Genomic DNA, 24,301 nt, shown 5'->3' with positions numbered 1-24,301 from the left:
CTATTCCCCAGAAAACCCAAATCAAGACTTTAATATAACGAACAATAAACAGACCAATAATAAACCTAATAGCAACAGCAAAGCCTGATTGCGTTTTACCCAACTTTTCACAGTTATTGCAAAACTGTTAGTGTAACGCTGCTGTTCCAACTCTAACTTTGTCTCTTCAATATTTTGATAGAGAGTACAGTCTTTGGCGTAGGGACGCTGGGGAAAATTGCAAGTATCATCAGCGTGATAGGTGCAGGTGTCGCACAGATACCCGTCCCCAGTGGCGCGGTGCAATGGAATACCGGGATGACCGTAAGCTTTGAGTGTTGTCCGACAATAGGGACAACTAATAGCTTGATTATCAACGAGTTGATGGCAGTGGGGACAAGATACAGTAGCCAAAACCTTTAGCGCAAATAGGTAAACACTTTGATTCTAGCCATTTACAAAGGTAATGGGAAAATCACTCTCAGAAGTGGTTACTGTATCAGCAAAAGTACTAATTTTATGATGATTATTTATATTATTATAAGTTATTTATATCACTCATAATAATTAAGTGTATGCCATAATCTAGCAAATATGAGGTTTTATCCTAAGTCCAATAATTATTTAGAGGTAGAAAAATATTGCCTTTTAATCCTGAGCTATGCCGTAACGAAAGCGAAGTTGAAAGCAAACTCATAGTGCAATATTTGCTACCGCAGCTAAGTTAATCTTTATGCTAATTGACGAATTATGGAGTGGGTTGCAAGGTTAGTGAATCTCAAAACCTATTGAAAAACGTACTTATATGATCTTATCTTGGGCATCAGCACCATGATTTGGGGTAGAGTCAAAATCCGCAGCGACAGCACAATCGTCGATTTGCACTACATCATCCAGATAGCAATCAGATGGACAGATTCCCACTTACATCGTTTCATAATCTTGGTGGGAATCAACAACTGCCTAAAATTATAGCCAACCACTTGTCAAACATCCTGTAATATTAATCCTCATTTATCAACTTTCTCTCTTCAGGGAGTAAGGTAATTTCATCTTTAAGGCGATCGCTATCAAGGGATTTGGCTTGAGTTCTATACGGTTTGATAATTAGACTGACGCCTATTGTCCAACCTAATGCAACCATCCAACCTGCGAGAATGTCACTGGGAAAATGAACGCCCAGATAGATACGACACCACGCAATAGCTATGATGTATAAGCTACCCAATAGGAGAACCAGCAAGCGCCAGGAACTAGCCCAAGTGAAGAATAGCAAAATTGCTACCAAAGTTATACTTGTCATGGCATGAGCACTGGGAAATGAAAAACTAGACTCAGGTGCAATGGAATGCCACAATTGTGGACGCACTCGATGCATTAATTCCTTTGCTGTGCGGTTGATGATCACACTTCCCAATGAGGCGGTGAGTAAATAAGCTAGCGATCGCCAGCGTTTTTGACGTAGTAGTATTATTGCGATCGCACCTAAAATCGGTATCGCTGTCCAAGGCAATCCAATTATAGCTAGCGTCACGGCTAAAAAATCAAGCTGTGGGTTGGCTGTAGAATGAACCGCTAACAAAATAGGCACATCCCACGGAAAGCCTGCTTCATTCTCCCATATCTTCGCTGTCAGTATTTCAAAGACCTGCAAAGGTAAATATACTCCGATTAAGAGGAGTAAGAGCGATCGCCAATGAGCAATCAATAAGTTTTTCAGAAAAGAAAGCGGCGACTGACTCTCTTTATTCGCTATTTTCTCTTTTTCCATATCTAAGTTAAAAAGACTGAACAACGACTTCACTGATTACAAATTACTTAAATCTTGAGAAGTTCCACAATGTTTACAGTATGACAAATGTTTATAAGTAAGATTATGACAGTTTTGGCATTCAATATACTGATAATAACCACAGTGCGGACAGTAGGTATCAAGATGTTGAATTTTCTTGGCACAATTGACACAGCGTGATTTTTGGACTCTATTAGCTGCCTGAACTTTAGTATTAAAGACAACTTTTTGAAAAAACTGGATAATTCCAAAACCAATAATTGGAATCAGCAAGATATAAACATAATTTATCAGGAAAAGCAAACCACCAAAAAGGGCGCTAATAATCTCAAAGAGAAATTTAAATATTACACCTATTTGAAGAAACTCCAATATTTTAACGATTAGTGGGATAAAAAATATAACTAGCAAATGCCAGCTAATTAGCGAGATGAGTCCATATCCTCTTCTTTGAGCAAATTTGTGAACTGATAAGGCAATGATAATCAGCGGTAGAAGGAAGAGAGACTGAAAAGCAAGCTGGATACTTGGATACCAAAATGACGCTTGCTGATAGCCTTTGTCAACTTCTCGGAATTGATTGTCATTTTTAAGAAAAGCTATAAAACTAATACTTTCCGGTTTGGCAAGCAGTTCATTTTTAAGAGTATAAATTTCTTGTTTAAGAGTAGAAATTTGGCGATTATTTTGTTCTAATCTCTGTTTAGCTTTTTCAGCACTGACTTGATTAATTGATTGTTCACGACCCTGACCTGCAATTTTTTCTAAAAGCGTTGAGTCATATTGGGATTTAATAGTGCTATTGGCTTGTTCAAGGGTATTGATTTTAGCTTGTCTCTGATCAATAGTTCTAATGATTTGCTGCTTTTCAGGATTGTTAATTTTATCTTTGTAGTCTGCATATTGCAAGCACGTTGTAGAAACCTTACCCAGGTGACCTGCTTCAGCTTGTTGATAGTTTCGCTGAAAACTCAGTTGATTGTTTGTAGTATATGGCAATGAAAGTTTAATAATTTCATAGTCTTTATCTTGAGTGGTTTTTGCTCGGTAATTTTGCCACTCTGAATAACATGGATAAGCCTCGGTTGGGCTGATATGCCATCTGCTAATATCATCGAGTCCGGTAAAAACATTAATTAAGATAAAAATATCAATTATAATAACGACTATCAAACTCACCTTATTCAGTGGTTCGTTGTTGATTTTCCTTGATTTACTAAAAAACTGACTCAAAAGACGGCGAATTCTAGCAAACATATTTTTTTTGAATAAATTGAAGTGTAATCCGAATTAATTTTATATGATCGGTAGTGAATAGCTAGGCAAAAATACATCTATTCATCTGAAGATTTATTAATTACTGACTTTTGAGAAATAAAATCCCCAACTTCTTTGAAAAGTCGGGGATTTTATTTCAATTCTTACAAATCAGGCTGCGGTCAAAATACCATGACTTCATCTGAAGTTGATATAGGTGACAGATGTGTGCGCCCACTGAAACCTATTTAGCAGCAAAGTAGGCTTCTAGTGCTTCAGAACCACCAATTAATTTACCATCGATAAATACTTGAGGAACTGTTGTCGCACCTGTAACTGCTCGTAAAGACCGTGTGGTGATATCTTTACCCAAGGTAATTTCTTCGTAGTTCATGCCATGTTCTTTGAGCATTGCCTTAGCACGAGCACAGAAAGGACAACCCACTTTGGCAAACAGGGAAACTATTTCCGGCTTCACTGCTTGGGGGTTGAGATATCTGAGCATTGTTTCAGCATCGGACACCTTAAAGGGATCTCCTGGCTCATCTGGCTCAATAAACATTTGGTTAATTACACCATCTTTCACCAGCATCGAGTAGCGCCACGATCGCTTCCCAAACCCCAAGTCTGATTTATCTACCAGCATACCCATGCCTTCAGTAAATTCACCATTACCATCAGGGATTAGTGTGATATTTTCTGCTTCTTGATCCTTTGCCCACTCGTTCATCACAAAAGCATCATTGACAGAAATACAGATAATGTCATCGACACCATTTTCTTTGAAAACCCCAGCCAACTCGTTATAGCCAGGGAGATGAGTTGATGAACAAGTCGGAGTATAAGCACCTGGTAAAGAGAAGACAACCACTGTCTTATCAGCAAACAATTCATCGGTTGTCACATCTACCCACTGGTTGTCCAGACGAGTATGAAAAGTGACATTGGGAACTCTTTGTCCTCGGCGATTGGGGAACATAATTTTGCTTGCCTTTAGTAATCAATTCCAGTCATAACCTATCATGGGAGAACTGGTATGATCTAACTTTGAACCTCACACGACTTGAAGTCGCGTGATTCCTGCTTCAACGATCTCTGCCTGAATTGCTCCAGGACTGACGAGTTCTCCACAGGCGCTTTTTATAACCTCCGGCGTACCGACGGCGGTTAATAATCTCAAACCTTCGCTTAATATATTCAGTGCTGCGTTTTTATCCCTCAAATTATAGCTATTGCAACTAGGGCAAGACCATTCACGCAAGTTTAAATTCTTGACTAGTGGATTAATAAAACCACAACAGTTGCAAGTTTGAGAGGAGGGATAAAACATTCCGACTTTCTGCACAATTCTGTCATGCCATAAAGCTTTATATTCGAGCATGGTAATGAACTTCGACCAACTAGTGTCTGAAATACTCAGTGCTAACTTGTGGTTTTTCACCATATTGGCAACTCGTAAATCCTCAATGCAGATAATACTGTAATATTTGATTAGACGAGTTGATAGTTTATGCAGAAAGTCATCTCTGAGATTGGTAATTCGTGAGTATGTACGAGCCAGCTTGATTTTCGCTTTGACTCTATTACTACTGCCTTTTACAGTGCGAGATAGTTTCTTATGTGCCTTGCGTAACTTCCTTTTTTGAATTCTGTAATATTTTGGGTTATCTACAACTTCACCATCGCTAGTAACGAGATAGGACTTTATTCCCAAATCCAACCCGATATTCTGTGTTACTTGGGGATATTTCTCTATCTCGGTTTCACACAAAATACTGGCAATATATTTACTAGAAGAAGTGCGAGTTATAGTAACGTTGATAAGCTTCCCCGTAATGTCTTGCGACTTATGAAACTTTACCCATCCACACTTTGGAAGCTTTAAACGATTATCTATTACCTGAATATTACCGTTGGTAAGGTTGGTTTTGTAAGACTGCTTACAACCATGCTTCTTTTTGAACTTGGGGAAGCCGACACCTTTTTTATTTTTAGACTTCTTCAAGCCAGCAAAAAAGTTTTTGTATGCTGTCTCTAAATTCTTGAGTGAGTTTTGCAGAGCAAATTTATCTACTTCCTTTAACCACTCAATCTCCTTTTTGAGTAGAGTTAGTTGCTGGCTGCAAGTATTATAGTTTAAAGTCTTCTGCTCCGTGGCATATAACTCCTGTCTTAGTGCCAAAAAGCGGTTATACACATATCTGGCACAACCAATTGTCTTGTTGATTAAGACTTCTTGATTATGCGTGGGTATGAGAGTAACTTTAAATGCTTTTTGGATGGATGACAATTTCTTGAATTTGCTGAATATCATTCAATTTTAACTAATATAGAGCGCCTAACTCATGACTGGAAGTCACGAGTGTGCGGCTTGAAGACATCAATTAGCTAAGAAACTTCATTAATAAAGGTCGCGATCGCAGCTACAAATTCCGCAGTTGATTCATAGGGTAAAACATTCCGCCCATTTATTTTTATACCTCGACCTTGAGGCAAACAAGCGAGGTAGTGAGCCAAGCGTTCATCTGGCGTTTCTTTTTTATTGTCTTGGCTAATACTCGATGCAGTTTCTCCCATAACCGCTAATGTTGGTTGCTCAATAGAGGCGATAAAACTAGTATAATCATCTCGCCAAAATCCTGCTAAAAAAGAAAATACTGCATGGCGACTAGCAAGATTTTCTGCACCTGCAATCAATGTATTCAACCACTCTGTATCTACAGCATTCTCAGAGGCAAAGAGTTGACGAGTTGAAAAAGAACGCAAAAATTTTGGGGTGCGTGCATAGCGATAAAAAGCACTCCCAAAAGGCGAATCTAACACATTCCAAAGGAATTTTTCCTGCCATTTTGGTGGTTTATTTGTCATCAAATCCCACGCTGGCGGCCCAGAAAGTACCAAGCCGGCAATTAAATTTGATTCCTTTTGGACTAATTGGATAGCAACTGGTAATAAAGCACCTTGTACTACTACAATGACAGGTCTTTGCACTACTGTTTGTAAAAAGTACTGCAACTGTTCTGCCCAATCACTAGGAGTGTAAGCTACATGAGGCATATCACTTTCACCACATCCTAGTAAATCAGGATTGTAAATTGAATTACGCTGACCTTTATCATACCATTCGCGACAAAATCGCTGCCAAAATTGCCGCGACAATCCGACGCCAATCGGATGAATTAATAGTAAAGGAACGCCTTCAGACGTTGTATTAATTGGTTGATGAATTTCGTAGGCGCAACGATAATTCTGCCAACTGTAAAACTGGCTAGGAGATGCTGTCAAATTTGTTGTGTTCGCTACAGCAGATGGTTGCATAATTCCTAGTGGTTAATACTTCCTAAAAAATTATCTGTGGATGAATGAACTGGTATCCAGCCTCTTTGAGCTTTTCATTTGATACCCAAGCATTATATGGGCGGGTACTCTTAACAGAAGTATCCCATTTAACTTTGGGTAAATTATGTTTTTCAAATAAGCTATCTAACAATTCTCGGCTAGTGAGATGTGCATCATCTACTAGATTATAAATCCCTTGTAACCGACGTTGACGGGCAAATTCTATTGCACCAACAATATCATCTAGATGAATCCAATTTGTGATATCTTCGCCATTGCCAGGACGGACTGTATCAGAATATCTACTAAAGATTTTCACTAGTTCCCTACCAGTCCCATAAATTCCTCCTAAGCGGAAGATACAAACACGGAGATTTTCGTTAGATGCTGATAGCAAAACATCCTCTGTTTTCCGGAGGATTTGTGCATTTAAGTTAGCCGGTGCAAGTGGCGTTTCTTCATCTACCCATACACCATTTCTGTCACCATACACAGCATAACTACCTGTGTATATTAATTGTTTTACACTTTGAATTTGCTGCAAGGATGAAACTAAAGTCTGGGCGGTTTGTAGATAAGTTTCTTCATAAACTTCTCCACCTTTTGCACCAACACTCAAAAGTACAACATCTTGATTGTGCAAAACTGATTTTAGACTATCTAAGTTATTCCCATAGGTAACTACAACTCTTTGGGATACTGATTGTAATGCAGGGACACGCTCAGGGGAAGTTGTGGTTACACTAACAACAAAATTCATATTTTGATGCCAGTATTGAGCAACTTTATAACCAACATAACCACAACCAATGATTGCAACGTTCATGACAGATTCGACACAAATAAATTAAACTACTCATTGAGACAATATTCTCAATTAAAGAACTGGACGTCAATAAATTTGACAGTCCAGAAATAACAGTCAATAGTTAATAGTACAAAATTTTTTACCTAATGACTATTTTGCTAATTCTTTCTCAATTGCGGCAATTATCTCTGGTGAATTTGGCTGGACGCTACTATTAAATCGAGCGACTACTTCACCTTGTTTATTAACTAAAAATTTTTCAAAGTTCCAAGCAACAGTTCCCGTTGGCTCAACGGCTTTGGTAAGTCGTTCATAAAGTGGATGCTGCTGTGAGCCTTTGGCATGAACTTTATCGAATAGTTCAAAGCTAACGCCATATTTACTTGTGCAGAATTGCACAATTTCTTCATTGCTTCCTGGTTCTTGCGCTCCAAAATCGTTACAAGGGAATCCTAAAATATGTAATCCTGCTTCCCCATACTTCTGGTTCAACTTTTCTAACCCCTCGTATTGAGAAGTATAACCGCAGTAGGAAGCCACATTCACAATTAAGAGTACCTTCCCGGTGTAGTCGTTTAATTGCTTATCCTCACCATTGATGGTTTTAACCGCAATGTCTGAAATTGTGTTGCTCATCTTGAATCTGATTTATAGGGAATATTGCCAAGTCTCCCATATTACAGGTACTCTAAACCCGGTTTGTTTAAGGAATTTAGGTTTGTTAAGCTTGTTACCCATACGATTCTGTTTAACTCAGGCTACAAGGTTGTATGGAAGTTTCGATAGATGGTTCTGCTACTCGGTTAGGCGATGTCTAAAGATTAGCCAGAAGGCGGCGCGTCTCTACTCAACTGGTACACCCGATCAATTAAAATAGCGATCGCCTGTGATCACTCTTCTATCAATACCTCGACTCATCCTCTCTCAGGATCGGTTTTGGAAATCTGCGTTGCTTTTAATACAAACCTTTTCTCGCAGAGATGAATTAGGAGAATTATTGGTTTTCAACGCATCTTTAAAGTAACAAGTAATTAACTTTTTGTATAAAAAGTTAATTGTATGTATCATTGTCCGATGCTGATATCGGAAAATACTTAGCCAGAAAGGATATAGTCACTTATTTTGTTCTATCAGCAGCTATCCTCCATAACAGAATTGAAAAAATGTACTCTACGATACAGTTTTTTGGTGTAAGTAAATAGACAATCAATCAAATTTATCCGTTTAGGCATAAATTTACCAAAGTGAAACAAGAAGTAGTCTCATAATTTCTGTGAAGGAATGTTTATGTTTTTTGATCAGAGTTTTTGATATTAGAAAAAGTTGGTTCCCACAAAAATAACTGACACAGACAATGAGATAATGATTGACCAAAGTGTTTTCTAAAATCTTACTTGGCTAATCTAATTAAGTTAATTGATTTTGCTAAGTCTATTACCAACATCAATTACCGCTTTTCCAGCAGGAAAAAGTAGCAATGAGTAAGCATATTCGACCCTGGCATCGCCTACTGGCGCTAGCGATCGCTTCAATAGTGTTCGCAGTTTTTGCCCCCGCAATTGTACAGGCGGTAGATCCTCCCACCGTTCAGTCTTTATCTGAAACTACAACGAAACTGCAAATTTCCATTGATACTATCTGGGTACTAATCACTGGGTTTTTAGTATTTTTCATGCAAACCGGCTTTGCCATGTTAGAAGCAGGTTTAATCCGGCAAAGAGGTGTAGTTAACGTTTTACTAGAAAACTTCATTAATGCCGCTGTAACTATCTTAGTGTGGTGGGGAATCGGCTTTGGGATTGCCTTTGGTACAAGTGCTGGCGGGTTAGTTGGCATAGATAACTTTTTCCTCAGTCAGCTACCTGGTGCTGATGGTAGCTATATATTAGGTGCGCCAGGTTCTACAGCCGCCATCAATACCTATACCTTGTTCTTCTTCCAGTTTGCCTTTGCTGCTACCGCCAGTACAATCACCACTGGTTCAATGGCTGGAAGAACCGACTTTATTGGCGACTTAATTTACAGCGGCATTATGGGGGCAAGTAGCTACCCAATCATCGTTCACTGGGTTTGGAACTCCGGCGGTTGGTTAGCCAAATTGAGTTATCACGACTTTGCTGGTAGTTCTGTTGTCCACACCGTTGGTGGCTGGACAGCGCTAGTAGGTGCTTATTTGCTTGGTTCCCGTCCTGATCGTCCTGGTTGGGGAAGATTACCACCAGCACACAATTTAGGGTTAGCAACTCTCGGAACAATGATTCTATGGTTTGGCTGGTACGGTTTTAACCCTGGTTCAACCCTCAGTACTGGGAATCCAGGATTGATTGGTTTGGTCACAGTTAACACCACACTGTCCGCTGGAGCCGGAGCATTATCAGCACTAATTTTTCAATATACCCGCACAGGTAAGTGGGATTTGGTTTATTCTCTTAATGGTTCTCTAGCAGGATTAGTGGCAATTACAGCTCCTTGCGCCTATGTTTTACCTTGGGCTGCGGTTTTGATTGGGTTAACGGGTGGTATTTTGGCTACTTTGGGAGTGGATTTAATTGAGTCACTTCACATTGATGATCCGGTGGGGGCATTTGCTGTACATGGGATCAATGGCATGATGGGTACTCTATCCGTTGGCTTTTTAGGTCAAGGAGAACTCACCCTCAACAAAAAAGCAGGGTTATTTTTAGGTGGTGGCTTTGATTTATTAGGTATACAACTTTTGGGCGTAGTAGCGATCGCAGTTTTTACTGTTGGCTTTAGCTTTTTGATGTTCGGTGTTCTAAAAGCACTGGGACACCTACGTGTCCATCCTGAAGGCGATCGCATTGGTATTGATTTCTATGAACATGGCGCGTCAATATGGCCTGATGTTTATGCGATCAAGGAATTTATTGAAGAAGAAGACAAAAATCGCAATCAGACTCCTGAAGTCAGCGGTTTCGACACCGAAGAGAGCGAACAATCACGCTTTTAGCTGAAAAACAGCCATTTTACAGTAGTCATAATTCATATTGCACAAATTTGTTGTCACTTCCTACTGTATTTTTCATTGAGATTATCAAGACAATTTTGGGCAATTTACTCGCCAAAAACCCTTCTTCAAAAGATTAAAGATTAAGTGAAGAAGAGTTGACTATTTCAGAAACTACATCATAAATTTCTTACGAAGAACTACAAAAAATATTTACAGATGTGCCAATAGTTTCTTAAACTCCTATTAAGGTTATTTGAGTTTCTGTTTTTTAAACAAGTGGTCTAAAGGAAAAATATCAAAAACCACTGGATCTAACTTCGGACGCTAGTTTTTTTCTGTTTAACCTGTCTTTTCCCTTTTTTAAGGATGGTTTAGAGGATGATGCTCAAATTCATGTACAAACAAAAATCGAAAACAAAAAATAGGTATTCGTCTGCGAGAAATCAGGCTATCAACTCACAACCCAACTCTAAAGTCAAGCTATTTGATCGAGTGATGAAGCGGCTTTCTCCCAGTTGGCAAGCTTGTTTACCTATAGCTTGTTTGATTGTGTTGGGTTGGGGTTATGCCGCAGTCGCTCAGACTCCAGCCGCAGGGCCGACGACAGCAGAACTTAAAGTTGCTCTTGACACCCTGTGGGTTGCGATCGCAGCCTTTTTAGTGTTCTTCATGAACGCTGGTTTTTGTATGTTAGAGACGGGCTTCTGTCGTCAGAAAAATGCTGTCAACGTTCTTTCCAAAAACTTGATTGTATTTGCTCTGTCCACCGTTGCCTTTTGGGCCATCGGTTTTGCCTTAATGTTCGGTGATGGCAACGACTTCATTGGATTGAATGGGTTTTTCTTAGGAGGAGCAGATAACAGTCCCGCCACAGGAGACGCTTATAAAGGTGTCTTTGGTGCTCTTAATTGGGCTGGTGTACCTTTAGCAGCCAAGTTTTTATTCCAGCTAGTGTTTGCTGGAACAGCAGCAACAATCGTTTCTGGTGCAGTAGCCGAACGGATTAAGTTTGCTGACTTCCTAATTTTCAGCCTCTTACTTGTAGGTATTGCCTATCCCATTACCGGACATTGGATTTGGGGTGGTGGTTGGCTAGCAGACAGAGGCTTTTGGGATTTTGCCGGTTCTACGGTGGTTCACTCCGTAGGTGGCTGGGCAGCTTTAATGGGAGCAGCATTTCTTGGGCCCCGTCTTGGTAAATATCAAGACAAGCAAGTTGTAGCACTGCCCGGTCACAACATGAGTATTGCTACCTTGGGTTGTTTGATCCTGTGGTTGGGCTGGTTTGGTTTCAACCCCGGTTCTGTAATGGCTGCCGATCCTGGTGCGATCAGTCACATTGCTCTAACCACTAACATGGCTGCTGCTGCCGGTGGAATTGCCGCTACTATTACAGCTTGGTTGTATTTAGGTAAACCAGACCTGTCAATGATTATCAATGGTATTTTGGCTGGCTTGGTTGGTATTACAGCGCCTTGTGCTTACGTAAATATCCCTAGTTCTTTATTAATTGGCTTCATTGCTGGAGTACTGGTAGTTTTCTCTGTAACCTTCTTTGACAAACTTGGCATTGATGACCCAGTGGGAGCTACCTCAGTTCACCTAGTTTGTGGTATCTGGGGAACTCTAGCAGTGGGTCTATGGTCTGTCGGCCCTGGTGTTTATTCTTGGTATGCACTTGGCCCAGAAAAAGGTTTATTTGCAGGTGGTGGCTTTGGACAGTTTGGTGTTCAGTTGCTAGGCGTTCTCTCAGTAGGTGGCTTCACTGTTTTACTCAGTAGTATTTTTTGGTTGGCACTGAAAGCTACTTTAGGTATTAGAGTATCTAAAGAAGAGGAATTAGAAGGTTTGGATATCGGTGAACACGGTATGGAAGCCTACAGTGGATTTCTCAAAGAAGGTGATGCAACTGGATTTTCTGAAGGACAAGGCTCAATTGGGAGATTGTAGGGTAAATATTTTTTGGTTTCTCATGTGAGCTACCAACACACTATTAGTAGATTGAACTGATCCCGCAAAATTCTCTATCCAAGCGGGAAAAAGTAGGGGGTTTTATACCTCCTACTTTTCTAATTTTTTATCGAGGAAGGCAGGAGGCAGCCATCTATAGAAAAAATATGCCAGGATGCTTGCGATTATTGACCGAATAATGTAATCTCACGATGAGCCTGCGTGATCTGAATCAAAGTGAAAACTTATTTTACATTGTAGAAATTTTATGGTGAGAGGATTGAGAGGTAGGATGCTGCTATTGGCAGTTCTGGGAAATCTGGTATGGCCATTTGATGCCAAGGCAAATTTTAACGGCAAACTCACCGTGGAAATTGATGGCTTTAAGAATAAAGAAGGACAAATCTGTGCCAGTATATTTGCTAACAGTGAAGGATTTCCTGGCGATCGCGATCGCGTCTTACAAAAGCAGTGTACCAAAATTACTGACACTCCATTCCCCATTACCTTTGATAACTTGAAAGCAGGTAGGTACGCCGTTGCTGTCTTCCACGATCAAAATAATGACCGCACTCTCAATAGCAATCTTCTTGGTATACCAAGCGAAGGCTTTGGATTTTCCAGCAACCCAGAAATTCTGGCAAGAGCGCCCAAATTTAGCGAAGCAGCATTTTTAGTGGCAGGCCCGGATACCAATATCCAAATCCAGTTGAAATATTTTTAGAGCAGATTTAAACTTGGTGCATTTCCAGCACAACTGAGATTTTGGATTTTGGATTAGACATCTGGTGAAAATTAAATATGCATTACCTGAAACCCTTTGTAGGGACAATTCATGAATTGTCTCTACGCCTTTTCTGGAGATGTCTATTGAAAGAAAAATCTAAAATCTAAAATCTAAAATTGAACGAACTTTGGGGGTTTAAGTCCCCAACAAGACAAACAGCCCGTTTTGGGTGGGGGTCTAAATCCCCGGACGCTCGCAGACTCGCTAACGCAAAACGTAATTGCGTTAGCGGAGCGGGGCGTTAGCAAGAGTGCGAATTGCGAATTGTTTTAATAGCTCTTGCTCTATTGTTGTGAATCGTTGTGTGAATCTTCCGTTAAACTTTGTTGTTCCGATAAGCCACGCATTCGATTCATCTGAGTTAAAGCATATCGTGCTGTTGCTTGCACTTCGGCATCTGGGTCTTCCAGCGCATGGCGCAACATCTGACTCATTTGACCCATCATGTCATAAACGCGCGTCAGGTCACGAATCGCATTTTGCCGCACTTGTGGACTTTCATCTTGCAATGAAATTGCTAAACCACGATTCATCGGCTTGAGTGTGCGGATGCCAATTTCTGACAAAGCTGCCAAAATTAAACTGCTTTCTTGAGAATCAGCATCAATCATCAGGTCAACCATCGGCTGAATTGCCCGCGAATCTCCCTGCTGACCCAAATCCCAAATAGCCTTGCGCCGCTTCGTTGGGTCAGGACTGCGTAAGTCTTGAATTAATTCATCAACGATATTGAGTTTAGCAAGTCGGGAAGTTTTTTCTGGTAGTAGCAATTTTGTAGACAGTGGTGGTGTAGCTGTTTGTGGATTATTTGCTATCTCTGGTAAGTGTAATGTAATCGGTTTTATATTCGCTTCAGTCAGACTTTCATCATCTAATATTTCGGACTTTTGAACTTGTTTAACCTGACGAAACCACCTTAGCAGGTAAAAAAGTGCTCCCATACATCCCAGGACTCCAATGGCAAATATTAACCACCAGACAATGCCTCTCTCAGTTGGCTTGGGTGTTGTAGTTGCTGGGGAGGTTGGAGCAGAAGGGGCGACAATTGGAGAGGTGATTATTGGAGAAGTGACAATCTGATTTTTAGCTGCCAAATCTGCTTGCAGTCTCTCTCTAGTCGTCAGACCAGCAAGACCATCTATTTGTAAACCCTTTGCTTTCTGGAATTTAGCTACAGCGGTTTCCGTACTGGCGTTGTACTGTCCATCTACAGCGCCACTGTAGTATCCCAACTGCTTTAATTGGGTTTGTAATATCTGCACATCTGATTTTCGACTACCATATCTCCAAACATCTGGACTAGCAGTAACTCTCGAACTAGCTTGTGCAAGTTCTAAAATTTTAGGTGCTAGGTTAGGTGCAGCTGTGCTTGAGCGAATTGGATAAAAACCCACACAAGAAAAACAGGTAAATATAAGAATTGAGGAACGGCATAGCCTCATATTGCAAGTTTCAGCCTAAACGTGCTTTTGAAGTCTTCGATACCACAATAGCTTCTAGATGACCAAATGTTAATTGTCATTTTTTATTTTTTATTTGTCATTACTCTTTTTGAACGAGTTAGGGTGAAATTTCTGATTCAGATTCTCTGACTGTTAGTGTTATGGGATTTAATTTTTTAGTAGATGCTTCTAAAACTGGTTGCTGTATATTTGCTATTTCGCCGACAGTAACTGTGTCGTTATGCGCTCCTAAAGTATCACGTTGATTAATGAGATAGATGCTAATTAAAGTGAGAAATACTCCTATCCACTGCAACGGACTGAGGACTTCTGAGAGGAAGAGATTACCAAATAGTAGGGCAAAAACGGGCGTGAGGAAGGTGAGGGAACTAAGACTGGTGAGACTGCCACTAGAAGCAAAGTAGAAAAATAATCCATAAGCGATCGCACTGCCAAATACGGTAGCATAACCCAAAGCCACTAAATCGTATCCTCCGAGATTCTCCCATTGCTGGGATTCGACAACTGATGAAACTCCCCATAGTGGCAATCCACCCAAAATCATGTGCCATCCTGTAGCACTTACTGGGTCAGCATATCGGCACACAAACCGAATCAACACTGTTCCCACTGCCATTGATAGCGCAGCTAACAGCATCAACCACTCGCCACTAGCAAACAAATCTTGCCAGCTGCCAATTGTGACATTCACCCCTGAGTCGAGAAAATGTAAAATCCATTCATCAGGTAAGCCAATTAAACTAATGCCTGTGACTCCCAAGCCTAATCCTAGCCATCCCCAAAAACCAATGTGTTCTTGGAATAGCCACAATGATAGTAAAGCAACAGCCAAGGGTTGCGAGTCAATCATCACAGACCCTAACCCCGCAGTGGTTCTGACTAATCCCTCTGCCAAAAAGCCTTGAAATAACGTCCCATCTACAAGGGCAAATAAGGCAATCCACAGCCATGCAGCCCAACCCCTAGGCTGGGGTTTACCCATAAATGCTGCTGCGATCAGAATTAACATCCCTGCTGGTATCAAACGTACTCCCGCCATGAATAGCGGTGTGGTGTGGGGTATCACTCCTTTCATGGCTACCATTGCCGTCCCCCATAGGAAAAAGGGGGCAATTAACAAGAGGGGGGCGAAGGGAAGTCGAGATGCACTGAGTTTCAGTTGCATGGGTTTGCTGATGCCTTTGTTTAACAAGCGCAAAAATTGCTTTACCCAATTTTACCGAATTATGTAGTTTTGTGTTCGTGTAGCGTCTGAGAGAGAAGGAATTAATACTCAAATAAAGGTTGGGTTGAGGAAGGAAACCCAAAATTTTCAGGGATTTGTTAAGTTTCGCTCCGTAACTCTGCGGCTACGGTGTATACACAGGTCTAAAAAAGCTCGATTTCCCTTTGTTCTCTCATTTATCTCGCTATCTCGTTCCCATGCTCTGCATGGGAATGGGCTATTAGAGGCTCTGCCTCTAGTCAGACATTGAGTCAGAGACTCAATGAATGCATTCCCAGTCGGAGACTAGGAACGAGAAATAAGCCAGATTTTTAGGACTTGTGTGTACACCGTAGGTAACTCTGCAAGGAAGCAAGCTACAACCCAGCCTTGTATATTAGAGGAAGTAGTAGAACATAACCGCAAATTTCATCCAAGGATGCTCGGTTTTGGATACTTCAATTTCTAAAGTCACAATCTTGGCTGTTTTTAACCGAGTTTGCAAACTCTGACAGATAAATTCATCATATTTATTAAGTAAGTCGGTGCTACTATTTCCAGCTATGTTAATGAATTTCAATGTAGGGCGTGTGTCACACACCACAATGCACCGTCAACAATCCAAAGTGCCTTAGCCTACGGGATAACATACCTTGCTTACTTTATTATTTCTTCATATACATTGAATTTTTCTCGGCGACTTACTTACCTGAAGCTTTGATATCGAGCATAACTCCCAAATCTGATAAATTATCACAATAATGTAGTACGATATCTACGCTGAAATCTAGGTATTCACCAATGCAGAGAACTTAGCAATTGAGTCTGCTTTATTGAAATTTTATATAAGGATATCTAAGTTTTCCCGGCTTAGATATCCAATAGCAACATAACCTATATAAATAGATTGTTAATTCTATTCTAATTAGTAGTTTTTATTTTTAAATGCTTCTTAGGGCAGTTTATAAATTGGTACTTAAGTAGGATGCCAAAATTAGATAGGAGGTTTAATTAAATTTTGAAAGCATATTAAGGTAGATAAATTTATGTTATAATAGATGCTTTTCTTGCTAATTAGAAAGTAACTAGATAAATATCTATATCTAATTTTTACCCCAAGCTTTTATATTGAGCCTAACTTTTTAAGCTGATGAATTATAAGGGCGATGCTGAAAACCCCTGAGAAAAAGCAACGTATAGCAGTCCTAAATCATTCATGAAAAATTAGATCCCCGACTTCTCAAAGAAGTCGGGGATCTGGACAACGCAAATTTTCACAACTCATTTAGGATTGCTATAGTAGCATATTTCGTACTTCAGGCAGGGGGTTGGGGTTTTTGTATCTCACTCAAGCGAGAAACTCCATACAAACTATGTACAGGTGCGTTACACTCCGTTAACGCACTCTAGTTTCTAAGACAAGCTAGTAACGCTAGACTTTTCTAAACTCGCTACTAATTTCACTCCAAATTCTTCCTCAAATACTCCTTTTTTATAATCTAAGCTCCAAAGTTCTAAAGCACAGTCATCATCAGTTTGAGAAGGGAAAATTAGCAAATTTACCTGCCGAAACTGTGAATAATACTCACATTGGACTTGAGCGATCGCACCAATTTGTCGTCTATCTAATGCCACCGCTAATCTGAGAATTGCACTCAATTGACTGACCATTTGTCGCTGGTGTTTAGTCAGCAAACTCTGGTAATTTTCATGTTTTTTCTTAGGCGGCGATTTGCGATGATAACGCGCTAAATTGGCAATGATTTCAATCTCGGTTTCTGTATAACCAAGCAATTCACCATTGCGAATTAGATAGTATGAGTGCTTGTGGTGAGACGAATGACTGACATAATGACCGCAATTGTGTAATATTGCAGCCGCCCACAACAGTTGTCGTTCATCAGATCCCCAGTGGTGCAGAATACCTTGGGTTTGGTCAAATAAACTCTCGGCAAATTTTGCAACGCGATCGCTATATTCTAAATTGACATGGTATTTATTAGCGAGTTTGAGAACATTCCGTTCCCGAACTGAACTTTGGTAGCGCAGCTTATCTTCAATTAAACCGTGGGTTAGCATCCAGTCTACGATTACGCCTTCCCTCAGAGAACGCTCACAAACTGTGATCGATTCACTACCCAAAAGGGTCATCGCTTCCTGTAATATTACTGCGCCAGCAAGTATAACTTCAGATCGTTTATCTGGCATTCCAGGAATCGCAGCCTTTTCTGAATTACTGAGTTTCCGCAAGCGATTTACCAACTCTCGCAAGTCTTTAAGACTGAACTGATAGCCATTGAGTGTGGAAGGAATGACACCTGACTTTTCTCGCGCATGAATCATCGCCAGGGTTTCAATTGTGCCAGATGTACCTACCAAACGCGGAGACTCGCCAAACTCTAGGTTTGCTAGTATCTCATCCACAGAACGTTCTAACATCCCACGTGCGTATGCTTGTAGATACTGAAACTCAGTGTTGCTGATGGGATCGGTAGTGATTAACTCGCTAGTGAGTCGCACTGCACCGACTTTGGTACTGGTGAGAGTGCGTGCTTGGTGACTATCGCCCAAAACTAACTCTGTGGAACCACCGCCAATATCAACAATCATGTGGGGCTGGTTGTGAAATTCCATCCCCGACAGCACGCCAAGATAGATTCGCCGCGCTTCTTCTTGACCAGAAATCAAGTCAACGCTTAAACCCAACTCCGTTTCTATCTTGTGCAAAAAATCCTTACCATTGGGGGCTTCCCGCACAGCACTAGTTGCCACAGCGATGATTGTTTCAACGTTGATAGTTTTGGCAACTTCTTGGAAACGTCCTAAAGCTGCGATCGCCTTTTTAATGATCTCCGGTTTGAGTTCCCCTGTCGTCAGATCGCGATCGCCAAGTCTCACGGTTTCTTTTTCTCTAGCAATAATGCTGAAAGCTGGTAGTGTAGGGTCAATCTTCACTACTACCATGTGTAAAGAATTTGTTCCCAGGTCAATGGCAGCAATAATCCGGTCTTGCTTAGGTGGTTGAGTTGTAGCACTCTCCCAGCTAGCCGAAACTAAATTCAGCATCTAGTTTTCTCTCTTTATAAGAAATGATGGCAAACGGTGGTATGTCGGGGTAGCTGGCACTGATATTTATTGCAACACACTAGCTCAAACTGAATACTGAGTTTTGAGTAAACTAACAATACCCAGCAATCTTCATTTTTGGCTGAGGGTAATTGAGCTAAGTATATTCACCCTACTGCTTCTAACCTAGTGACTATTTAAAGATATTTAAAGTTGCCACTTGAGGTTATGTTTTTACAAATAACAAATAACGTTATTCTATAGATGTAAAGATGTGTGAACTAGGAAGTAGGGACTGACGAAAAGTTTTCCCAATCCCCAGTACCCAATCCCCAGTAACCAATCCCAGTAACAATTCTATGCTAAGGACGCCAGAACGCCCCCAGGAACCAGTTTGGCTTACAATTATCCGGCTTTTGCGATGGCATAAACCAGAAGGACGGTTAATTTTAATGATTCCTGCCCTTTGGGCTGTATTTTTGGCAGCTTCGGGGAAACCGCCTTTGCCTCTGGTTGGTGTGATTATATTGGGTACTCTGGCCACGAGTGCGACTGGGTGCGTAGTCAATGATTTGTGGGATCGGGATATTGATCCAGAAGTGGAGAGAACACGCGATCGCCCCCTCGCTTCTCGCGCCTTGTCTGTAAAAGTTGGGATTGTAGTTGCGATCGTCTCGCTAGCATGTGCAGCAGTCCTGGCTTTTTATCTTAATCCCTTGAGTTTCTGGTTATGTGTGGCAGCAGTGCCAGTAATTCTGCTTTATCCAGGCGCAAAGCGGGTATTTCCCGTACCGCAACTGGTACTTTCTATTGCTTGGGGTTTTGGCGTGTTGATTAGCTGGAGTGCAGTTACACAAACCATCTCCCAACCAACTTGGTTACTTTGGGGCGCGACTGTACTGTGGACATTGGGATTTGATACAGTTTACGCCATGAGCGACAAGGAAGACGATCGCCGCATTGGTGTTAATTCTAGCGCTCTATTTTTTGGAAATTATGCCCCTGTTGCTATTGGAATTTTCTTTGCTGGCACAATTTTGTTATTGGCTTGGTTAGGCATAGTCATAAATCTGCACTTAGCCTTCTGGATTAGCCTTGCAGTTGCTACTATCGGATGGGTTTGGCAGTCTCTACAATTAACAAAGCAAGACTTACCTAACCGTGTTTATGGTGAGATGTTCCGGCAAAATGTGTGGATTGGTTTTATTTTACTTGCTGGGATGATTGCTGGATCTTTTTAACAAAGACATCTTGCAAAAGTAACTTTTGCAAGATGTTGGGGAAAGGTTAAAGGTTAAAGGGAAAGGGAAAATTCCATCCTTTCCCCTTTCCCCCTGCCCCTTATCCCCAGAGGGGGCCCACCTTCCCCTTTACCCACTTCTGCAAGAAGTCTCAAGTAATGTATAGAATCCCCTTAAAGAAGTATTTATGAGTTTTTGTATGGGTAGATTCTTTGATTGCTTTAGTTCATTACTTCAGTATCTACGTACTTGGGCAGCAATAGGTTTATTCTGTTTGCTTATCACCTGGTCATTTCCTGCACAAGCTACCAGCACCATTGATCCAAAGTTGGAACAGCAAGTGTTACAAATTATCCGAGAACACCCAGATGTAATAATTGAATCTGTTCAAACCTATCAGCAGCAACAACAACAGAAAATCAAACAAGTACGGCAAGCATTTGTACAGGATTTCAAAACGAATCCTCAAATAGTAATTGGTGAGTCTCCCACCACAGGTTCAACTCAATCAAAAACTGTGCTGATAGAATTTTCAGATTTTCAATGTCCCTATTGTGCAGAGGCGCATAAAACCTTGAAAAATTTGTTAGCAAAGTATCCAAATAACCTAAGATTAGTTTACAAGAATTTACCGCTGACTTCAATTCATGCTGAAGCATTGCCAGCTGCGACAGCGGCTTGGGCTGCACATCAACAGGGTAAGTTTTGGGAATATTATGATGCCCTATTTACTAATCAAAAACAACTGGGTGAAGCGTTATATTTAGATATTGCTAAAAACCTGAATCTGGATTTGGGTAAATTTAAACGTGACTTGACTCTTGCCACTCCCGCAATTAATAAAGATATCCAGCTAGCTGAAAAATTGGCTGTTTCCGGCACACCTTTCTTTGTAATTAATAGTCCAACTTTTTCAGGAGTAGTGCAGCTAGCAGACATCAAAAATATATTGGCTGATGCCAAGTAAGATGATGTATCTAACAAATGGATTTACGTTGCTTTGATGATCGCTAGTATCCAGCAATAAGCTTGATAAATTTATACTGTGTGACTATTGTATCTCCATAAGAACTGTTTAGATAAATACCTCTTTATTTAACAATAATGTGCATCTTTAGTTAGAGGTTTAGTGCATCAGTAAACTGTTGTACTTGAAGCAAGTGTAAGGAGTAGCTTATGAGGAGTAACGAAGAGAAATTTTCCTTACTCCTCATGTTCTTAAAGATAGCTTTAGGCAACTTTCGTAAGACGCTCAACCAACTCTTTTCCTTTCTGTTTACCATGTTGATAAACTGCAACTAACTCCACTTCCGTAGCGCTATCTGACGCACAAGAATTTAATTTATGAAAAAATCTCAGTTGGTGTGTTAGCAGTAAGCTTCTAAATTGTTAAATTTTCTGAATCCCTTGTTGATACTGTAAATATTTATTCTGTAATTCCTCTGGAATAGAAACAAGACGATTATTTTGCAAACTGACAAAACCACCCTTCTGACTAGCCACTGCTGCTAACTCATTGTTAGATAAAATTTCAGCTTGCACAGTCCACTTCAAGCGTCCTAAATTACTCAGCCATAAACGTCCAATCACTTGATCCATAATCTTTATCGGACGTTTATATTCAATTTCAGTTCCAGCTAGAATCGGTGTATATCCTTGCTCAATTTGTTGATTGATTTGCCAATGTTCATCTAAAAACTTTAAACGTAAATCCTCTAGCCATCTGATATACACAATATTACTGACGATTCCCATAAAATCAATGTCGTATGTTTTTACAGGAATTGCTAATACTACTTCTAATGGTCTGTGTAAGTTGTTATTTACTAGCATTATTTCTCCCAATTTTTTTAAGCTCGATCGGTCTGTAAAAGCGTAAAATAATTCTATCTTTTAAGAGTTGGTAAATATTAATTGTCTAATAACCAATTGACCATAATAGTTTCAAACTTCTATTTTGTAGTTTAAATTTAACTCGTCACCGGGTAAACCTCTAATTCCCCAGTTATGTTTGGGCGGTTCAAAAATTGTGATTTCAATATCGTACACAGGAATATTCAACTTTTCATTAATATTTTTAATCAGCAGGCGAACCAACTCTTTTTTTGTTTCCACCGAGCGCCCATCAAACATGATAACTTCGATAATCAGATAATTATCTGATCTATCAGATGGATAGTAAAAATCTGATTTATCCAGTGGGAAAAAACGGTGAAATCTTTTTTCAGAGGTAAGCTGTAAAACTTCAATGACAGAGGTATGGATTATATTTGATAGTTCACTTTTAACAAGATTTAATTTATCTGCTAAACCATATACCTTGATTTGTACCATAAATTTAAAGGTGAGTTTCCAAGTACTGATTCAGGTGATTAATTACCCTGTGCATGTGAATAGAATCTCCATAAAGCTTGCTCATCATTATGGCTCCTTCTAATGTTGCAATTATGATGGTAGCGATTTCATCAGCACTCACTTCTGGGCGAATTTCACCCTTTTCAATTCCAGTTTCAATAATTCGACGAATCAGATGCAGCCAAGAGTTCATCGCTTGTTGAGCACGTTCTCGCAACGCCGGATGAGCATCATCACTCTCCACAGCAGTATTCAGCAGTGGACACCCTCCCTTGATAGGTGGATTTTCTGCGAAGCTACTAAATATGCTAATGATTGCTTGCAGGCGTTCTACTGCGTGGCGTTTGCTTCGTAATGCAAATCTAGTATGCTGTTTGATGCGAGCGATCGCAAAATCAAAAGCCTGTAGTGCCAGATCATCTTTGCTTTGGAAGTGATTGTAAATTCCTCCTTTTTGCAATCCAGTAACACGCATGATGTCTGACATCGATGAGCCTGCATAACCCTGTTGGTTAAACAATTCAGCTGCTTGGTGGAGAATTCTGCTTTTTGTTTCTTCGCCTTTGGACATTAGAGCAATTTTTGGAGGGGGGAATTTATTGAATTGAAAATTGCTATAAATAAAATATTACCGACCGAATGGTCTGATTGAAAATAGCATAATATTTGCTTGTAAGTCAATATTTTTTTGCCCTGAGTGATGAACTAGGCATTATTATAAAATCTCCTTTCAGAAGATGGCATACTTTACTGAAGGATATGTTAATTAATTTGGCTGAAAGCTTTACTGTGTATGAGTGGGCGATACTGGATTTGAACCAGTGACCCCATCCGTGTGAAGGATGTGCGCTACCCCTGTGCTAATCGCCCAAGACTATTTATACTATCATAAATTACTATCATTTTCGCTATTTTTCAATATTATGCAAATTAAATAAGGTGTTTCAGACAGAATATCGAGTGCCTAACTCATGACTGGAAGTCACGAGTGTGCGGCTTACAAAAATCAAATATTTAAATCACGTAGAGCCAGACGAATTTGCTCGCATCGTCTGCGGTTGACACCGAGATCCGACTCTCCCACGCGAGATGCCGAGCGCAGATGAATTACTGACTCATCGGGAGGTAAATAAAACTCTACATCATCAACAAATTTGAAGATGCGGCTTTTAGAAAGAGCGTGGATGTAATTATCTGTTTGTTCTACAATTTCTGTACGGGGAACAACGCCGATAACTTTTAGTAAGATTTCTCTGGCTGCACTGCGGTCTACATGATAGGGAATCGGGTCGATGGCGTGTTTGGAATCTGCGTTTTGACTGACAACACAGTTGTCTGAAGCCGGACAAGAACTAAGATGACCATTATCAACTCCCAAGCTAGAAGAAGCCCAAGTAACCCCAGGAAGTATTAAACTACTAATCAAAGTTAAGAGTATTGCAAAAGCAACACTCCGCAAGAATCGTTGCCGGAAAGCTTTTAGCAGGCGGGACATCATAAATTTACTCCTTTTGTTCGGTCATTTCGGGTGAGCGCTGCTAGTTGCGGGTTCGCTCTACACATTATCATCCATCCCGTTACACTCTGAGTTTGGGCAATCCGAATGCACCCGCGCCGAACAGTCCCTTTTGCCATTATTGGTGCCAATAAAGGAATAAAGCTAAAAAGTGACCAATAATTCAGATTTACATTGACTACGAACCCAAAATCATTACTAGGGCTTGCTACTGCATTCCCTGGTGATTCCAGCTTTGACTCAGAAGAATTGGCTGGTATCGGCTTCGTTGTGGCCAATGTTAGAAAGTTTGATGGTTGTAGATGAACATAGGAATAATTCAGCCTTACAGTAACGGGTTTTTAGAAATTGTACCAGAGAGCGATTATTGGCAGATTGCAGCTATACACATCAATGGCCAAGCCTACTGCCCTACTCCTCAGCTTTATCGATCAGAAAAAGTTGCATTAGCAAAAGCTACACAAATTTATGATTGGATAGCTGACCACGAACAGCAAATCAGTGATGAGACTTGCTACTGCTCTGAATTGAAACTCATCCTATGGCAGCAACCAAAAGTATTTTAGTTGACTA

The 24,301-nt window shown here is 40.4% G+C and carries 23 protein-coding genes and 1 tRNA gene; 7 read left to right on the top strand and 17 right to left on the bottom strand.

What is annotated here, in order from left to right:
• Nucleotides 1–21: 21 nt before the first annotated feature.
• Nucleotides 22–393 (bottom strand): hypothetical protein, encoded by a 372-nt coding sequence (locus ACWATR_RS25840; RefSeq protein WP_460338654.1) that lies wholly within the window; start codon nucleotides 391–393, stop codon nucleotides 22–24.
• A gap of 456 nt (nucleotides 394–849) precedes the next feature.
• Between ACWATR_RS25840 and ACWATR_RS25835 the strand changes: the two genes are divergently transcribed.
• Nucleotides 850–954, top strand: a complete 105-nt coding sequence (locus ACWATR_RS25835) for an IS1096 element passenger TnpR family protein (protein WP_460340680.1) — start codon at nucleotides 850–852, stop codon at nucleotides 952–954.
• A gap of 28 nt (nucleotides 955–982) precedes the next feature.
• Here ACWATR_RS25835 and ACWATR_RS25830 read toward each other — a convergent pair whose 3' ends face one another.
• The 7 genes from ACWATR_RS25830 to ACWATR_RS25800 all read right to left on the bottom strand — a co-directional run bounded on the left by ACWATR_RS25830 (nucleotide 983) and on the right by ACWATR_RS25800 (nucleotide 7,811).
• Nucleotides 983–1,750: a phosphatase PAP2 family protein gene (locus tag ACWATR_RS25830; RefSeq protein WP_460338652.1), complete on the bottom strand. Its 768-nt coding sequence runs from the start codon at nucleotides 1,748–1,750 to the stop codon at nucleotides 983–985.
• A gap of 36 nt (nucleotides 1,751–1,786) precedes the next feature.
• Complete coding sequence (locus ACWATR_RS25825) at nucleotides 1,787–3,028, bottom strand: hypothetical protein (RefSeq protein ID WP_460338650.1); 1,242 nt, start codon at nucleotides 3,026–3,028, stop codon at nucleotides 1,787–1,789.
• A gap of 244 nt (nucleotides 3,029–3,272) precedes the next feature.
• Nucleotides 3,273–4,007, bottom strand: a complete 735-nt coding sequence (locus tag ACWATR_RS25820) for a redoxin family protein (protein ID WP_069071209.1) — start codon at nucleotides 4,005–4,007, stop codon at nucleotides 3,273–3,275.
• A 75-nt stretch (nucleotides 4,008–4,082) separates the two neighbouring features.
• A complete protein-coding gene (gene tnpB, locus ACWATR_RS25815) occupies nucleotides 4,083–5,318 on the bottom strand; it encodes an IS200/IS605 family element RNA-guided endonuclease TnpB (RefSeq protein ID WP_460338648.1) in 1,236 nt (411 codons plus the stop codon).
• 98 nt (nucleotides 5,319–5,416) lie between these two features.
• Nucleotides 5,417–6,346 (bottom strand): alpha/beta fold hydrolase, encoded by a 930-nt coding sequence (locus ACWATR_RS25810; protein WP_460338646.1) that lies wholly within the window; start codon nucleotides 6,344–6,346, stop codon nucleotides 5,417–5,419.
• Between the two features lie 22 nt (nucleotides 6,347–6,368).
• Entirely contained in the window at nucleotides 6,369–7,193 is an 825-nt protein-coding gene (locus tag ACWATR_RS25805) for an SDR family oxidoreductase (protein ID WP_460338644.1), read from the bottom strand.
• A 132-nt stretch (nucleotides 7,194–7,325) separates the two neighbouring features.
• The gene (locus ACWATR_RS25800) at nucleotides 7,326–7,811 is read right to left on the bottom strand and encodes a glutathione peroxidase (protein ID WP_069071206.1); all 486 of its coding nucleotides are present in this window, start codon (nucleotides 7,809–7,811) and stop codon (nucleotides 7,326–7,328) included.
• Between the two features lie 841 nt (nucleotides 7,812–8,652).
• Here ACWATR_RS25800 and ACWATR_RS25795 point away from each other — a divergent pair.
• The 3 genes from ACWATR_RS25795 (at nucleotide 8,653) to ACWATR_RS25785 (ending at nucleotide 12,820) form a co-directional block, all read left to right on the top strand.
• Complete coding sequence (locus ACWATR_RS25795) at nucleotides 8,653–10,146, top strand: ammonium transporter (protein ID WP_460338642.1); 1,494 nt, start codon at nucleotides 8,653–8,655, stop codon at nucleotides 10,144–10,146.
• A 393-nt stretch (nucleotides 10,147–10,539) separates the two neighbouring features.
• Nucleotides 10,540–12,096, top strand: a complete 1,557-nt coding sequence (locus ACWATR_RS25790) for an ammonium transporter (protein WP_460338640.1) — start codon at nucleotides 10,540–10,542, stop codon at nucleotides 12,094–12,096.
• A gap of 268 nt (nucleotides 12,097–12,364) precedes the next feature.
• Entirely contained in the window at nucleotides 12,365–12,820 is a 456-nt protein-coding gene (locus ACWATR_RS25785; RefSeq protein WP_460338638.1) for a DUF2141 domain-containing protein, read from the top strand.
• Between the two features lie 347 nt (nucleotides 12,821–13,167).
• Here the strand turns inward: ACWATR_RS25785 and ACWATR_RS25780 are convergent, their stop codons facing one another.
• The 4 genes from ACWATR_RS25780 to ACWATR_RS25765 all read right to left on the bottom strand — a co-directional run bounded on the left by ACWATR_RS25780 (nucleotide 13,168) and on the right by ACWATR_RS25765 (nucleotide 18,616).
• Complete coding sequence (locus tag ACWATR_RS25780; protein WP_460338636.1) at nucleotides 13,168–14,277, bottom strand: peptidoglycan-binding protein; 1,110 nt, start codon at nucleotides 14,275–14,277, stop codon at nucleotides 13,168–13,170.
• 166 nt (nucleotides 14,278–14,443) lie between these two features.
• On the bottom strand, nucleotides 14,444–15,511 hold the full coding sequence (locus tag ACWATR_RS25775) for a DMT family transporter (RefSeq protein ID WP_460338634.1): 1,068 nt from the start codon (nucleotides 15,509–15,511) through the stop codon (nucleotides 14,444–14,446).
• 436 nt (nucleotides 15,512–15,947) lie between these two features.
• Nucleotides 15,948–16,151 carry a hypothetical protein gene (locus ACWATR_RS25770; protein ID WP_460338632.1) on the bottom strand — a complete coding sequence of 68 codons (204 nt, stop codon included), beginning with the start codon at nucleotides 16,149–16,151 and terminating at the stop codon, nucleotides 15,948–15,950.
• Between the two features lie 812 nt (nucleotides 16,152–16,963).
• On the bottom strand, nucleotides 16,964–18,616 hold the full coding sequence (locus tag ACWATR_RS25765) for a Ppx/GppA phosphatase family protein (RefSeq protein WP_460338630.1): 1,653 nt from the start codon (nucleotides 18,614–18,616) through the stop codon (nucleotides 16,964–16,966).
• A gap of 359 nt (nucleotides 18,617–18,975) precedes the next feature.
• Here ACWATR_RS25765 and ACWATR_RS25760 point away from each other — a divergent pair, with 359 nt between their 5' ends.
• Both ACWATR_RS25760 and ACWATR_RS25755 read left to right on the top strand, forming a co-directional pair.
• Entirely contained in the window at nucleotides 18,976–19,857 is an 882-nt protein-coding gene (locus ACWATR_RS25760; protein ID WP_460338628.1) for a 4-hydroxybenzoate solanesyltransferase, read from the top strand.
• Between the two features lie 199 nt (nucleotides 19,858–20,056).
• A complete protein-coding gene (locus ACWATR_RS25755; RefSeq protein WP_460338626.1) occupies nucleotides 20,057–20,824 on the top strand; it encodes a DsbA family protein in 768 nt (255 codons plus the stop codon).
• 422 nt (nucleotides 20,825–21,246) lie between these two features.
• On the opposite strand, the gene ACWATR_RS25750 is transcribed toward ACWATR_RS25755, so the two are convergent.
• From ACWATR_RS25750 to ACWATR_RS25730, 5 genes are all read right to left on the bottom strand, one after another.
• The gene (locus ACWATR_RS25750; RefSeq protein WP_460338624.1) at nucleotides 21,247–21,690 is read right to left on the bottom strand and encodes an acyl-CoA thioesterase; all 444 of its coding nucleotides are present in this window, start codon (nucleotides 21,688–21,690) and stop codon (nucleotides 21,247–21,249) included.
• Between the two features lie 111 nt (nucleotides 21,691–21,801).
• A complete protein-coding gene (locus ACWATR_RS25745) occupies nucleotides 21,802–22,191 on the bottom strand; it encodes a tautomerase family protein (RefSeq protein ID WP_460338622.1) in 390 nt (129 codons plus the stop codon).
• Between the two features lie 4 nt (nucleotides 22,192–22,195).
• Complete coding sequence (locus tag ACWATR_RS25740) at nucleotides 22,196–22,783, bottom strand: TetR family transcriptional regulator C-terminal domain-containing protein (RefSeq protein ID WP_460338620.1); 588 nt, start codon at nucleotides 22,781–22,783, stop codon at nucleotides 22,196–22,198.
• A 227-nt stretch (nucleotides 22,784–23,010) separates the two neighbouring features.
• Nucleotides 23,011–23,082 (bottom strand) — tRNA-Val (locus ACWATR_RS25735).
• 136 nt (nucleotides 23,083–23,218) lie between these two features.
• A complete protein-coding gene (locus ACWATR_RS25730; RefSeq protein WP_460340677.1) occupies nucleotides 23,219–23,707 on the bottom strand; it encodes a DUF1499 domain-containing protein in 489 nt (162 codons plus the stop codon).
• A gap of 323 nt (nucleotides 23,708–24,030) precedes the next feature.
• Between ACWATR_RS25730 and ACWATR_RS25725 the strand changes: the two genes are divergently transcribed.
• Complete coding sequence (locus ACWATR_RS25725) at nucleotides 24,031–24,294, top strand: hypothetical protein (protein WP_460338618.1); 264 nt, start codon at nucleotides 24,031–24,033, stop codon at nucleotides 24,292–24,294.
• The last annotated feature ends 7 nt before the right edge of the window (nucleotides 24,295–24,301 follow it).

It is taken from the genome of Nostoc sp. UIC 10890, assembly GCF_054786515.1.
The sequence above is the reverse complement of the archived record's forward strand: the minus strand, read 5'-3'. Positions and strand labels throughout refer to the sequence as shown.